We start from the raw sequence: 13,437 nt of genomic DNA on the forward strand, positions 1-13,437 counted from the left end.
CGGATGCGCTCTGGCCGTCTACGCGGCATGGACCTTTCGGTTCGTCGTCACGCGGCCCATGGTGCCACGGTCTCGAATTCCTCTCGAACGGGTTTACTCGTCCGTGAGTTCGTCACCGATCCTGCGCCCCGGGCCATCTTGGCTCAGCCCAGCGCGTCCAGCAGGGCGGTGACATAGGCATCCAGCCGCTCCTCCACCGCTCGCGTCGTCAGCTCTGTCCTCCCTGCCGCCCGCCACGGCTGCGCCACCAACCGCACTTCTTCCGAGCACGCCAGCCCGTCCCGCACCTGCCAGTACAGCCGCTCGCTCGCGGCCGCGGCCAGCACCCCGCCGGCCTCCTCATACGCCTCAGCGAACCGCAGACCCCACGCCGGGCCGTGCAGCAGCGCGAGATTGGTGGAGCAGTGCGCCACATCGAGGTCCGCCGGGCCCCAGGAAGTCGCTGCCCAGTCGACGACGCCGGTGATCCTGGCACCTGCCGGCCCCGAGGGCGGCACGTCGAACAGCACGTTGCCTGGTTGGAAGTCCCGGTGCAGGAACCGCCCTTCATAGGGCGGCGCGGGCCTGCGGATCACATCGATCGCCGCCGCCCATGCCGCCGCGTCGGCGCCCTTCGGAGTCACGACGGTGTCGGCGGTCGTCAACGCCACGTACTCCCGGGGCCGCTCAGCGGGTCGCAACGCGTGGATCGCCACGAGTTGACGGGCCAGCAGAGGAACGCGCGCCTCCACTCCCACATCGTCGAGGACCGTCCGGCCCGCCAGATGCGTCATCAGGAGCGACGGATACTCGCAATGCGCGGCGGTCGGATCAACCGCGACCAGCCCAGGAGCCGGCACACCGGTCCCCGCGAGCAGGGCCAGGGCGCCGGCCTCCCTGTCCAGCCAGTCCTCGGCATACTCCACGTTGACGAAGGTCCGCAGCACCAGGTAGCGGGTACCTCCGTCCCGCGTGCCGATGGTCAGCCTCCGCATGTCGGCCGTGATGCCGCCGTGCAGCACCTCGGCTCTGACGACCCGTTCACCGACCTCCAGGTGCCGGCCCACCCAGGCCAGCGTCAACGGTAGGACAGCCGCCGTCTCATCGTGGTTGGTCACCGTGCCACCTCATCATCCGGAGGGCGGCACGCGCGAGTTCCATGCGGGAGCCGGAACGGCCATCGCCGCCGAGCACCATGGCGTGAAGGTCGTCGCTGTCGAACCGGTGAACTGCCGCGCCCTCGGTGCCGCACTCGAAGCGGCCGAAGTCGTGGACGTGGACGTGGACTCGGTAGCGGCCGACTCCCTCGGCGCGCACCGTACGAGCGAGACCGCCCTGGCTGCCCGCCTACGCCCCCGAGCCCGGCAGTCGGACCGCCCAGCACAGGATCGCCCCACGGGCATCGGCATGAAGCTTCGAGACTGGCGCGCTCCTACAGCGGGACGGCAGGATCGGCAGCATGCGGATTCTCGTTCTCGGCGGCACGTGGTTCCTCGGGAAGGCCGTTGTCGACGGCGCCCTCGCGCGAGGCTGGGAGGTGTCGACGTTCAGCCGGGGCCGCTCCGGACTTCCCGCCGCGCAGGCGCAGCACATCGCCGGTGACCGGCTAGCGCCTGAGGACCTCCGCAGGCTGGCGTCCCACGGCCCCTGGGACGCTGTGATCGACACGTCCAGCACGGAGTTGTCGCCGCGCGGTGTCCTCCTCAGCACCACCGAGCTCCGTGACCAGGTCCGGCACTGGGTGCACATCTCCACGGTGTCGGTCTACCAGGGCTGGCCGCATCGGAAGCTGACCGAGGACAGCCCGGTGCTGGACTGCCCGCCTGACGCGGACGAGACCTTCGGGTACACCGGCCCTGACGGATCGCCAACCATCTACGGCTTTCAGAAAGCCGGCGGTGAGCGGGCGGTGACCAGCGTCTTCGGCGCCGATGCCGTCACCCTCCTCCGGCCTGGAGTGATTCTGGGCCCGGGTGAGTACGTGGGTCGACTCCCCTGGTGGCTGAGCAGAGCGGCACGAGGCGGAAACATCCTGGCTCCGGCACCACCTGACCGGAAAGTCCAGCCGGTCGACGTCCGAGACGTGGCCACGTTCGCGCTCGACCGCGCCGACGTCGCCGAGGGCGACATCTTCAACGTCACCCACCCTCAGGGGATCACCTTCGGAGGGTTCGTAGCGGAGTGCCTGCGCGTCACCGAAGGAGCAGGGCAGCCGGTGTGGGTGGACGACCGGCTGCTGATCGAGCACGGGGTCACGGAGTGGACCGAGCTCCCACTGTGGCGTACCCACCAGGGGGTGTGGAGCGTTGATTCGACCCGGGCAGTAGGAGCGGGGATGCGCTTCCGGTCCATCGCGCAGACCATCGCGGACACCTGGGCATGGCTGGACGCCGGTGGCGAGCTGGTGGATCACCCACGACGTCACGTGCACGGGATCAGCGAGGAGAAGGAGGCGTCGGTGCTGGCCAGCACGGCCGGGCGATCTCCCTCATGACCCTAAGGCGAGGGTGCTACCGAGCTGGGAGTGCGCGCCGACCGCAACGTAGTCATCGATGTGCTCTGCCAGCTCGGCCTTTGCGGTCGGCGGGCCGGGGACGGCAACGCGGGTGAGGTCCTGGCGAAGGCCTCGCAGTCGGTCCGTGACACCGGCCACCCGCCACTCCCTGGGGAGATCGAAGACCGGGGCGATGGCCTCGGCAGCGCCGTCGAACTCACCGGCGAGGATACGGGCCCGGGCGAGGTCGGTCTGGGCTTGGGCAAGGTCGGTGTGCTCCTGTGGGAGCAGAGCGGGCTTGCCGCCTGGCCGGCTGGCCATCAGGGCGATCGCCTGCCCCGTGGCCTCTTCAGCGCTGGGGCCGTCACCGAGGAGGAGGTGGGTGGTGCCGTTGCTCATCAGCGTGCGACGGCGCGAGAAGCTGAACTCGCCTCCCACGTCGTCATGGAGTTCATCCCGACTGCCGGAGTCGAACTCAAGTGCGTCGAGAGCAGCACGACGGGCATTAGCAGCATCGCCGAGGTGCCCGTAGGCCCGGGCCTCGATCGCACCGAGCCGCCGCTGACCGGTGTCACCCAGGCCAGTGAACGTCTTCGCGGTCACGATGAGCCGAACCGCATCGGACGGCCGGCGGTCCCAGTAGGCAAGCAGGGCGAGGGTGCCGTGCGCGTAGGCCTGGAGCGGGCCGTGCTCGATCACTTGTCCGTACATTGCGGCTGATCGGGCGAATGAGGTGGCGGCCGTCAGCGAGCCGAGGTCGAACGCTGCGGCGGACAGGATGGCCGTCACCTCCCCGGCCACGAGGTAGAGCCGACTACGTTGCGACACGATCTGCGTCCGATCGAGCATCGCCTGTGCTACGGCCAGCAGTTCGTTGCCTTGTCCATAGACGGTGAATGGGGGCTTGGAGACATAGGCCCGAACGAACTCGATTGCATCATCCTCAAGCTGACTGATGGTCATGTCTGGAAGGTTGCTTGCTGCAGCGTTGCCCGCGTGAACGGCTGCCTTACGTGCTGTCATCATCAGATCGCTATCGTCGAGCGTTGACATGGAAGTTGGATTGACCGCGATTGCGTCCGGCGGCCCAAACAGCGCCTGGACGCTGTAGGTCGGGTACATGCGTTCGAGGATTCTGGGCGCGGGATGGCGCGGCAGCCCGGTGACTCCCGAGCGCCAGCGCTTCCACGTCTTCGTCGCGACTGTCGCGCCCCTGAAGGCGCTGTCTCGACGTTCATCGAACAATTGCTTCCCGATACGACGGTATTCGTCGCTGAACTCGCGGTAACTCACACCACCTTGCGCGAGTAACGAGCCGAGGAGTGTCCCGGGCTCAGGCTGGTCTGCCAAGGGTGTCACCACCTTTTCTTTGTCCGCCGCATACGTGCTTACCACCAGAAGCTCGGGGTGCACACTTCCCGCTTCGAAGTGACCGTGAAGTGACCCCGATCTGTCCCAGCCTTCACCAGAACGTGTCTCAAGAGTCCCCGGCAATGCAGTGGTTGTGTCCGCAGGTCAGCGGCACTCTGTGAGCTCCGCAAGTCCCGCAGTTGCCATGGAATGCGGCTTCGGCGTCGCTTTCCGAGTGGCGCCCGGGAGTAAGGAGCATCGTGAGCACCATTGACCACCGCAGGGGCCAGGGATGGCGCGGACCAAAGAAGCATGAACGGTACTACGACGCGCTGGCAGACGAGTTGGAGGTGCGCCGCATCCGCCAGTGGCTGGTCAGCCTGGCCGAGCGGTGGTGGCCCGCAGCGTTGGAAAGCGAGCGGGACGCGCTCGGGACGGTCGCGGCCGAACTTCTCGCGAACGTCGTGCGGCATGCTCCCGGGCGCGTACGGGCGCTGCTGCTCGACTCGGGCCAGGGCAACTGCTTGTTGGCGGTCGCCGATCAGAACCCCGCCGGGCCCGTCACGCGGGAGGCGGAGCCTGGCGAGGCCGAGTCAGGTCTTGGCCTGGTACTCGTCCGGGAGCTGACCAGCGGATGGGGCTGGCACCCGGTCCCGTTCGGCAAAGTCGTGTGGGCTCACCTGCCCATGAGTCGACACACCCGCGAGGCGTCCGCGAGGGCAGAAAGCCGATGCTCGAAGGCTGATTGACCGGCTGTACCTGCACTGCCTCCGCCTGAGGCTCACTTCCCACCGGTCGGGCGTAGCGCCTTGGATGCACGCCAGCCGGCCAACCGAAAGGACTGAGTACGTGACCACCATGCTCGGAACTCCGCAGATGTCACGCCGTTCGGCCGTCGACCTGGGTGGCGGGGTCAGCTTCGCCGCCGGCCACCACTTCACGCTCGACCCGACCGCCGACCTGGATCAGCTCGTCGCCGACTCGACCGGCCCGCTGTCGGTGATCCTCCAGGTCACCAAGCGGTGCAACTTCGACTGCTCGTTCTGCTCCGAGACCCTGCAGCTCCCGGACCCGACGCTGGGGCAGCTGGAGAGGATGCGCGACCACCTCAAGGGTGTCGGGCGGGTGTTCCTGTCGGGCGGGGAGCCGCTGCTGCGCGAGGACTTCGGGGACGTGGTGGACATGTTCGCCGATGAGAAATTCATCGTCGCGGTGCCCACCAACGCCACCAAGGGCCTGGCGCACGCGCGCCGGATCGCGGGAAAAGTCGCGTTCATGAACGTCGGCCTGGAGGGGCCACGGGCTACGACCACCCGGGTCCGGGGCGACTACGACCAGGTGATGGCCGGGGTTCGAGCCCTGAAGGACGCCGGACTGCCACTGTCCCTGTCAGCCGTCGTCTACCGCTCGACGCTCACCGCGCTCCCCTTCACCTACCAGATCGCTGACTTGCTGGAGGCGGGGAAGCTGAAGCTGATCCTGCCGCTGCGCAAGGGCAACGCCCTGGACCTGGACGAGAAGGAGTTCATCACCGAAGAGGAGGCGGCCGAGGCCTTCGGCCGCCTCCAGGAGCTGCGGGCGGTGCACGACTGGACACCCGCGCTGCGCATGACGACCTGGACCCCACATAACGAGGGCCACATGATCTGCGTCGAGCCGACCGGGGCGGTCAACGCCTGGCCGGTGTACGACGCGAAGGACTTGTTCGAACCGCTCGGCAACGTCCTGAAAGAGCCGATCACCGAGATCTGGAAGCGGTACCGGTTCAAGGCGAACCACTTCGCGAAGTACCTCGGGCGCTCCATCCGCACCACTGGCCACACGGAGGCCGTCAGTGCGTAGCTACACCAACCAGCTGTGGCCCCACACTCCGTTCGGCGCCGACAAGCGTCCGTTCGGGCACTCCGTGCGGCTGTTGACCGGCTTCGCTGTGCAGTGGGCCGACAACGGGCAGCAGGCCCTGCCGGTGGCTGCGGCCGCCGTCTTCCTGCCCGTGCACCGCACCGCTACCAAGACCGTCGTCCCACCGATGCTTCACTTCGGGTACCAGGCCGTCGCCGTCGGATCAGAGGAGGAGGCGCCACAGGTGGCGGACTTCCTGGACCGGTTGCTCGTCCAGGGCCGTCGGCATGCGGCAGGGCTGGCCTGGCACTCCTTCGAGGACGACAGGGCCGCGTTGCTCGCCCACGCGACCGGCGGGGCGCCGGGCATCACTGCGCTGGCACAGGCGTGGGCTTTGCGGGAGGTCCGCGAACGGGCGACCGCGCAGCTGACCGACACCGGCGAAGACCTCGCCCTGACGGGCTGGACGATCGGCCAGGCGTGCCGGGAGAACGAGCTCGCTGTGCCAGACGGCTCGGATGGCATTCTGATGCCCCACCGGGTCCAGGCGATCTACGAGTACCTGGGCATGGACCCGCCGCTGGCCGGGGAGAAGCTGGCCTGTTCGGCGGTCGTCCAAGCATTCGCCACCACGCTGCTGGCCGGCCTTGCCCGTCGCCACATCCGGTGGGATGGCGTCCTGCCGGTCGCCCGCATCGTGCGGGCTGTCGCCTGGGATTCCTTCCCCAACGTGCTGCATCACCGTCTCAGTCCGTCCGGCACCGGCCGGTAGCGTCACCGGCGGGCCTCGGCCCGGGGCCCGCCACCGATCGAGGAAGTGCGCCGTGATCACCCTGTCCACGCTCGAACGCCCCCACCAGGTGCCACCGCGACGCCCGCCGGGCACTGTGCGAATCGCCTCCCTGGACCTGGAGTGGACCAAGAACTACCGGATCAAGAACGGCAATCGGCCGTTCTGCTACTCCCTGACCTGGATCGACCTGCCCAGCGGCGTTCTTGACCCAGCTGCGGTCATGTTCGACTGGACCAGCCTCTACGTCGAGTCCGCCGACGAGATGGGGCAGCTGATCGAGCAGGCCGGCACGGCAGTTCAGCGTGCCTTCGACGGTGCGGACCTCATCGTCGGGCACCAGCTGTGCGCGGACCTCGCTGTCCTGGACGCCCACCACGACCACCACCGGCCGCGCTCCGTCGGACCGGCACGCGAGGCATGGCGCCGCCGCCGCACCCCGGACGCGGCGGACCCGGCCATCCTCGACACCCGATACGACGCCGGGCATCTGCTGACGAACCCTTCCCGCCGCCTGGTCGACGTCTGCGGAGAACTCCAACTCGACGTCACGCAACCGGAGCTGCGCGGAACGTCGATGACCGCGCTCCACCGCCGCTGGCTTGAGAAGTCCGACCACGAGGCCTGCGAGCGGGTGAGCGTGCTGAACCTGCGTCACAGCCTCTCCACCGCCCTCGTCGCTGCTCGCGCGCGTGGCGTCTCGACCTGGCGCGAGCCGGTGAACGTCAACCGCGTCCTGGCCCAGAGAGCCGAGGGTGCCTGGACGTGGCTCACCTCACCGACCTTCACCAAGCTCCTCACGGAGGATCCATGCCCATCCGCGACTGCATCGTCCTAGCCGTCGAAGGCACCCAGGCCGCCGGCAAGACCACCCTCGTCCACGCTCTCACCGCCCATTACCGGGAGTTGGGCATCCACGTGGAGTGCACCGGTGAGCCCGCACGGGTCAGTCCGTTCCTTGAAGCCATCACCCTGCACCACGACGGCGAATTCGACCTCACGGCGGAACTCGACCTGTTCGCCGCCCAGCTGACCGCCGCCCTGCGCGCGACCCGCAACCACCGGCTGCTGATCTGCGACAAGACCCCTGCCAACGTTCTGGCCTACGCCCGCCTCGTGCTCGACCAGTCCGATCCCCAAGTCACTCAAGTCCTGGAAGCCATCGAGGCGTTGTGCCGCGCCTGGATGCCGAACGCCTACGACGCGGTGGTCTACTGCCGCGACCGCTTCGACCAGCAGGCCGGCGGGGACCACTACCGAGACAAGGTCCTGCACCTTCAGGCGCAGGTCGATGACGCGGTCTACGATGCCCTGACGCAGACCGGGGTGAAGCTCCTCGACCTGCCCAGTGGCATCGACACGACCTCCCGGGTCCGCTGGATCGCCGACCGCGTTACCGACTTGGGCCTGCTCATCGCCAGCTGAACCTGCGAGGCCCGGAAGGGCCTGCATCATGACCACCCAACGCCCCGTCATCGACGTCATGCTGATCCTGGAGCGTGCCGACGGCAGGATCCTGCTCGCCGAACGCGCCAACACCGGCTACGCCGACGGCCAACTCAACCTCCCCTCTGGGAAGGTCGACCACGGCGAGAGCGTGGCCGAGGCGGTCATCCGCGAAGCGGCCGAGGAGATCGGCATCAAACTCGACCGGGACGACCTGCGCACCGTCCACGTCGTCCACTTCCGCAACCCCGAAGGCCAACCTCGCGTCGGCTGGTTCTTCGCCGCCAGCCGCTGGGACGGAGAGCCCGTCAACACCGAACCGCACAAGTGTGCGGGGCTCCTCTGGGTGTGCCCGGAGCAGCTCCCCGAGAACACCGTCCCCTACAACGCCGGCGGTATCGCCGCCTACCTGGACGGCCGGCCTCACGCCATTGAGGGCTGGTGAGCTGCGGAGCGCCGTCCAGGCCAACAGCAGCCCGCACCCGCAGCGCTACCGCGAGGAGAACCATCCCGATGAGCACCGACCAAGAGCCCACATCCGAGGAGCCGTTCAGCAGGATCAAGGTCCGCGTCACCGGCCTGGTCTTCTGCGGTGACGACGTCGCGCTGCTGCGCCGCGACCGCGCCGACTCCGTGCACTACAGCACCATCGGCGGCAATGTGGAGCCCGGTGAGGACTTCCGCGAGGCGGTGGTGCGCGAGTTGGCGGAGGAGCTCGGCCTGGGCGCCGAACAGGCCGACACGGTCCAGCTGATCGGGACGATGGATGCCCGGGTCACCCGGCCCGGGTCGACGCCCTCGCCCCGGAAGATCCACCTGATCTATCGGACATTCGTCACGCCCGAGGTTCGTGCCGGCCTCGCGACTCAGGAGTTCGACGAGCTGCCGGACGGCAGCCACGAGGTCGGCAGCGTCGAATGGATCGACTTCCGCGCCGTCGGCAACCTGCCGCTGTTCCCGCCGATCGGCAAGGTTCTCGCTCAACTTCCCTCGCCGGACGCACCGCTGCCGGAGTTCGAGCTGGAGCCGGTCACCGACTGGAACTACACCTGGATCTGAGCGGGCGGCCTTCCTGGGGCGTGAGCGCGCCGAGCCGGCGCGACTGGGCTGTCGCACGCCCCCAATGGCCGCCCGTTCGAGTGAATGCGCGGTAGCGCAAGGTGGTTGGCGTGTTACGTTCCGTGCGAAAGGTCAACACAACACAGTTGACCCCGGCGGTGCGCCAACACCCCGGGGCCCGACACCCGGAGAGAACAGCTCCCGATGCACATTCACCTTAGCGCGCACTCACGCGACTTCACGGTTGTCTCCAACCGTGTGGCGCAGAACCGCCGTCTCACCTACACCGCTCGCGGCCTGCTCCTCGACATGCTCTCCCGCCCGCCCGGGTGGCGTGAGGACGGGCGCCACATGGCCGACTCCAGCCCGCAGGGGCGGGTCGCGACCTACAAGGCCCTCAAAGAGCTGCGGGATGCCGGCTACTACTGGGTCCTGACGCTACGAATGCCCGACGGGACGCTCCGGACCGAGGTGCACGTCTTCGACACCCCTCAGCTGGTGGCTCCGACTCCCAGCATTCTGGGACCCGGTGAGGCGAGTACCGGATCCCGTGTCATCCAAAAGAGAAAGAACCGGGAGAAAGAACCAACCCCCCGCCCCACCCGCGAGGTCGACCCGGTTCTGCGCGAGGCTGTGGCCGCGCTGTACCGGGTGATCCGGCCCGAGCGGCGCCTTCGCCTCGGCGAGGCCGAGGCGCTGCAGCTGGCGCCGCTGGTGGCGAGCTGGCTGGCGCGCGGCAGCACGCTCGCCGACCTCGCCCAGGCGCTACTACCGGGCCTGCCCGAGGTGCTGGCATCGCCACTGGGCCTGCTGCGCAACCGGCTGCAGCGCAAGATGCCGCCGGAACCGGGCGCAGGCGCCGTGGCCGAGCGGCCCGGACACGCCGACCGCTCGGAGTGCGTGGAGTGCCGCGATCCGGTGCCCCGGCCGGGCCGATGCCACGTCTGCGCCGGGCGCGGCGCACCGGCGATCGGGATCGGCGGCGGCTACGCCGCGACGGCCACCGGTGCCGCGAACGCCCGGGCGGCGCTACGGGCGACGAAGGAGGGACTGAGCGGCGCGGAGCGGGAGCCCGCAGCGGCGTGACGGCTCGGCGTCGGCAGCGTGGGAACCGGAGGGGTGAAGGGGCGGCGAGTGTGAGCGCACAGCCCATCGCGTACGGGGACGTGGATCACGAGGCAGCGCTGAAGTACGCAGTCCAACTCATCGACCACCCCTGGGCCCAGGTCGTCGAGGGGCGGATCGTCCTGGCATCACCGGACTGGGACCACGAGAAGGTGGCCGCCGGGATCAGCCGCCAGCTCGATGCCAAAGCGGACGAGCTCGGCTGCATCATCGGCTCGGGCAACCTCGACCTGCCCGGCTCGCCGAACTGGTACATCCCCGACCTCGCCGTCATGCCGGAGGAGCTGGCCACCGGGGCCGGTGCCCTGCTCCCCCACCAGACCCTCCTGGTGGTCGAGGTGACGTCGGAGTCCAACGGCGACACCGACCGGGTCGTCAAGCGCAAGCGCTACGCCCAGTACGGCGCGCCGCTCTACCTCCTGGCTGACCGTCAGAACCGCATGTGCACCCTGTTCTCCGAGCCGAACGACCTCGGTTATGCGGTGGTCGACGGCCCGCATCCGTTCGGCACCCCGCTGCACCTTCCCGAGCCGTTCGGCCTCACCCTGGACACCTCGGGCTTCTGAGCCGCCCCCTACTCCACCACCGGCAGCAGCACCGGCAGATGCCCGTCCGAGGCCAGCGCCACCGCGCGCCGCTCCTCGCTCACCTCGCCGTACAACGTGGTGCGCTGGCGCGACGGACGGCCGGCGGCGGTGGCGATCGCCTCCAGGTCGCGGATGGACTTGTAGCTGCCGTAGGCGGAGCCCGCCATCCGGGAGATGGTCTCCTCCATCAGCGTGCCGCCCAGGTCGTTGGCGCCGGAGCGGAGCATCTCGGCCGCGCCCTCGGCGCCCAGTTTGACCCAGCTGGTCTGGATGTTGGGGATGTGTGGGTGCAGCAGCAGCCGGGCCATCGCGACGACGGCGCGGTTGTCCCGGTGGGTGGGGCCGGGGCGGGCGATGCCGGCCAGGTAGACCGGGGCGTTGGTGTGGATGAACGGGAGGGTGACGAACTCGGTGAAGCCACCGGTCTTTTGCTGGATGGCGGCGAGCAGGCGCAGGTGGCCGAGCCAGTGGGCGGGGGTGTCGACGTGGCCGTACATCATCGTCGAGGAGGAGCGGATGCCCAGTTCGTGCGCGGTGGTGACGACCTCGACCCAGGTGTCGGCCGGGAGCTTGCCCTTGGTGAGGACCCAGCGGACCTCGTCGTCCAGGATCTCGGCGGCGGTGCCGGGGATGGTGTCCAGGCCGGCCTCGCGCGCGGCCGTGAGCCAGTCGCGGATCGAAAGGCCGGTCCGGGTGGCGCCGTTGACCACCTCCATCGGCGAGAAGGCGTGTACGTGGATGCCGGGCACCCGGTCCTTCACGGCCCGGGCGATGTCGAAGTAGGCGGTGCCCGGCAGGTCGGGGTGGATGCCGCCCTGCATGCAGACCTCGGTGGCGCCCACCTCCCAGGCCTGGGCGGCACGGTCGGCGACCTGGTCGAGCGAGAGGCTGTAGGCGTCGGCGTCGGTGCGGCGCTGGGCGAAGGCGCAGAAGCGGCAGCCGGTGTAGCAGACGTTGGTGAAGTTGATGTTCCGGGTGACGCAGTAGGTGACGGTGTCGCCGACCGTCGAGCGGCGGACGTCGTCGGCGATCCGGCAGAGCGCGTCCAGTCCCGGGCCGTCGGCCTGGAAGAGGGCGAGCGCCTGGTCGTCCGTCAGGCGGGTCGGGTCGTCGGCGGCCACGGCGAGCGCGGCGCGCACGTCACCGGGCAGGCGGGCGGGCGATGCGGCGGGCAGGGCGGCGGCCTGCTCGCGCAGCGCGCCCCAGTCCCCGTACACGTCGTCGAAGTCGCCGCGCCGGTCGCCGGTGCGCCCGTCGGTGTCGATCTCGCGGTGCAGGTCGGTGCGGCCGGCCGAACCCAGGTCCTCGGGCTCCTGCCAGGGCCGTCCGAGCACCGGCGCGTCCTCGCGGGCCAGCCCGGTCTCCGGCTCCAGCAGGCCCTCCACGTGCGGCCGGATCCGCGGGTCCAGCCAGGGCTCGCCGCGGCCGAGGAACTCCGGATAGACCGTCAGCCGCTCGCGCAGCCGGTAGCCCTGCTCGGCGGTGCGGGCGGCCAGTTCGGCGATCTGCGGCCAGGGGGCCTCGGGGTTCACGTGGTCCGGGGTGAGCGGCGAGACGCCGCCCCAGTCGTCGATGCCCGCACCGATGATCAGCTGGTACTCCCCCGCCAGCAGGTTCGGCGGCGCCTGCAGCCGCATGCTCGGGCCCAGCACCACCCGGGCGACCGCGATGCAGGCGGCGATCTCCTGCAGTTCCGCGTTCGGCATGCCGCGCATCGCGGTGTCCGGCTTGGCACGGAAGTTCTGGATGATCACCTCCTGGATGCCGTGGTACTGACGGGAGATGCCGCGGATCGCGAAGAGCGAGTCGGCCCGCTCCTCGAAGGTCTCGCCGATGCCGATCAGCAGGCCGGTGGTGAACGGGACGGCGCTGCGCCCCGCGTCCTCCAGGGCGCGCAGCCGGACGGCGGGCTCCTTGTCGGGCGAGCCGTAGTGCGGGCCGTCGGGCTCGGACCACAGGCGGGTGGCGGTGGTCTCCAGCATCATGCCCATGCTGCCGGAGACCGGCTTCAGGCGCTGGAAGTCGGTCCAGCTGCAGACGCCCGGGTTGAGGTGCGGCAGCAGGCCGGTCTCTTCCAGGACCCGGATCGAGATCGCCCGCAGGTAGGAGATGGTGTCGTCGTAGCCGTGCGCGTCCAGCCACTCACGGGCCTCGGGCCAGCGGTCCTCGGGGCGGTCGCCGAGCGTGAACAGGGCCTCCTTGCAACCCATCGCGGCGCCCTGGCGGCAGATCTCCAGGACCTCGTCGGGCGACAGGAACATCCCCTGCCCCGCGCGGCGCAGCTTGCCGGGGACGGTGACGAAGGTGCAGTAGCGGCAGCGGTCCCGGCAGAGCCGGGTGAGCGGGACGAAGACCTTCTTGGAGTAGGTGATGACGCCCTCGCGCCCGACCGCCGCCAGGCCCTGGTCGCGCAGCCGGGCGGCCGTGGCGCACAGGTCGGCCAGGTCCTCGTCCCGGGCCTGGAGCAGCACCGCCGCCTCGCCTCTGTCCAGCGCCACACCGTCGCGGGCGCGGCGCAGCGCCCGGCGCATCGCGCTCGCGGTCACCGTCGTGGTCGGCTTCAACGTCACAGGCGGCTGCGCGGTCGACTGCGCGGTCGGCGCTGGGAGGGGCGTGGCGTCCATGGGCCGACCCTACGCCAGCAGGAGGACCCCGGGTCCCCGACAACCCTGATAAGGACTCAGGGTTGCTTGCACCACGGGATGTACGGCGGATTACCTCTGCGGGGCGATGTGGCAGCGGCCTCACAGGTCTCTAATGGATGT

General features: G+C 69.6%; 13 protein-coding genes and 1 pseudogene. 11 read left to right on the plus strand and 3 right to left on the minus strand.

The window, feature by feature from the left end; genetic code table 11:
• Positions 1-143 precede the first annotated feature (143 nt).
• Positions 144-1,097 carry a phosphotransferase gene (locus P3T41_RS11725; protein ID WP_280689631.1) on the minus strand — a complete coding sequence of 318 codons (954 nt, stop codon included), beginning with the start codon at positions 1,095-1,097 and terminating at the stop codon, positions 144-146.
• A 49-nt stretch (positions 1,098-1,146) separates the two neighbouring features.
• Between P3T41_RS11725 and P3T41_RS11730 the strand changes: the two are divergent.
• Positions 1,147-1,320 (plus strand): annotated as a pseudogene (locus P3T41_RS11730) (threonine/serine dehydratase); the annotation flags it as partial.
• A 118-nt stretch (positions 1,321-1,438) separates the two neighbouring features.
• Positions 1,439-2,473 (plus strand): NAD-dependent epimerase/dehydratase family protein, encoded by a 1,035-nt coding sequence (locus P3T41_RS11735; RefSeq protein ID WP_280689632.1) that lies wholly within the window; start codon positions 1,439-1,441, stop codon positions 2,471-2,473.
• Here P3T41_RS11735 and P3T41_RS11740 read toward each other — a convergent pair.
• Positions 2,468-3,886: a hypothetical protein gene (locus P3T41_RS11740; RefSeq protein WP_280689633.1), complete on the minus strand. Its 1,419-nt coding sequence runs from the start codon at positions 3,884-3,886 to the stop codon at positions 2,468-2,470. The two genes, P3T41_RS11735 and P3T41_RS11740, sit on opposite strands and share 6 nt — an antisense overlap.
• 197 nt (positions 3,887-4,083) lie before the next feature.
• On the opposite strand from P3T41_RS11740, the gene P3T41_RS11745 reads away from it, so the two are divergent.
• From P3T41_RS11745 to P3T41_RS11785, 9 genes are all read left to right on the plus strand, one after another.
• A complete protein-coding gene (locus tag P3T41_RS11745; protein ID WP_280689634.1) occupies positions 4,084-4,572 on the plus strand; it encodes an ATP-binding protein in 489 nt (162 codons plus the stop codon).
• Positions 4,573-4,681: 109 nt separating this feature from the next.
• A complete protein-coding gene (locus tag P3T41_RS11750; RefSeq protein ID WP_280689877.1) occupies positions 4,682-5,665 on the plus strand; it encodes a radical SAM protein in 984 nt (327 codons plus the stop codon).
• Positions 5,658-6,437, plus strand: a complete 780-nt coding sequence (locus tag P3T41_RS11755; RefSeq protein ID WP_280689635.1) for a hypothetical protein — start codon at positions 5,658-5,660, stop codon at positions 6,435-6,437. The genes P3T41_RS11750 and P3T41_RS11755 overlap by 8 nt, the downstream gene beginning before the upstream one ends.
• A 52-nt stretch (positions 6,438-6,489) precedes the next feature.
• The gene (locus P3T41_RS11760; protein WP_280689636.1) at positions 6,490-7,293 is read left to right on the plus strand and encodes a hypothetical protein; all 804 of its coding nucleotides are present in this window, start codon (positions 6,490-6,492) and stop codon (positions 7,291-7,293) included.
• Positions 7,266-7,880, plus strand: a complete 615-nt coding sequence (locus P3T41_RS11765; protein WP_280689637.1) for an AAA family ATPase — start codon at positions 7,266-7,268, stop codon at positions 7,878-7,880. The genes P3T41_RS11760 and P3T41_RS11765 overlap by 28 nt, the downstream gene beginning before the upstream one ends.
• Positions 7,881-7,908: 28 nt before the next feature.
• Positions 7,909-8,346 (plus strand): NUDIX domain-containing protein, encoded by a 438-nt coding sequence (locus tag P3T41_RS11770; protein WP_280689638.1) that lies wholly within the window; start codon positions 7,909-7,911, stop codon positions 8,344-8,346.
• A gap of 68 nt (positions 8,347-8,414) precedes the next feature.
• Positions 8,415-8,960: an NUDIX hydrolase gene (locus P3T41_RS11775; protein WP_280689639.1), complete on the plus strand. Its 546-nt coding sequence runs from the start codon at positions 8,415-8,417 to the stop codon at positions 8,958-8,960.
• Between the two features lie 204 nt (positions 8,961-9,164).
• Positions 9,165-10,046 (plus strand): hypothetical protein, encoded by an 882-nt coding sequence (locus P3T41_RS11780; protein ID WP_280689640.1) that lies wholly within the window; start codon positions 9,165-9,167, stop codon positions 10,044-10,046.
• 50 nt (positions 10,047-10,096) lie between these two features.
• Positions 10,097-10,651: a Uma2 family endonuclease gene (locus P3T41_RS11785; RefSeq protein WP_280689641.1), complete on the plus strand. Its 555-nt coding sequence runs from the start codon at positions 10,097-10,099 to the stop codon at positions 10,649-10,651.
• An 8-nt stretch (positions 10,652-10,659) separates the two neighbouring features.
• Here the strand turns inward: P3T41_RS11785 and P3T41_RS11790 are convergent, their stop codons facing one another.
• A complete protein-coding gene (locus tag P3T41_RS11790; protein ID WP_280689642.1) occupies positions 10,660-13,296 on the minus strand; it encodes a bifunctional FO biosynthesis protein CofGH in 2,637 nt (878 codons plus the stop codon).
• Positions 13,297-13,437: the final 141 nt, after the last annotated feature.

This window comes from Kitasatospora sp. GAS204B (assembly GCF_029892155.1).
In the GTDB taxonomy this organism is placed as follows: domain Bacteria; phylum Actinomycetota; class Actinomycetes; order Streptomycetales; family Streptomycetaceae; genus Kitasatospora.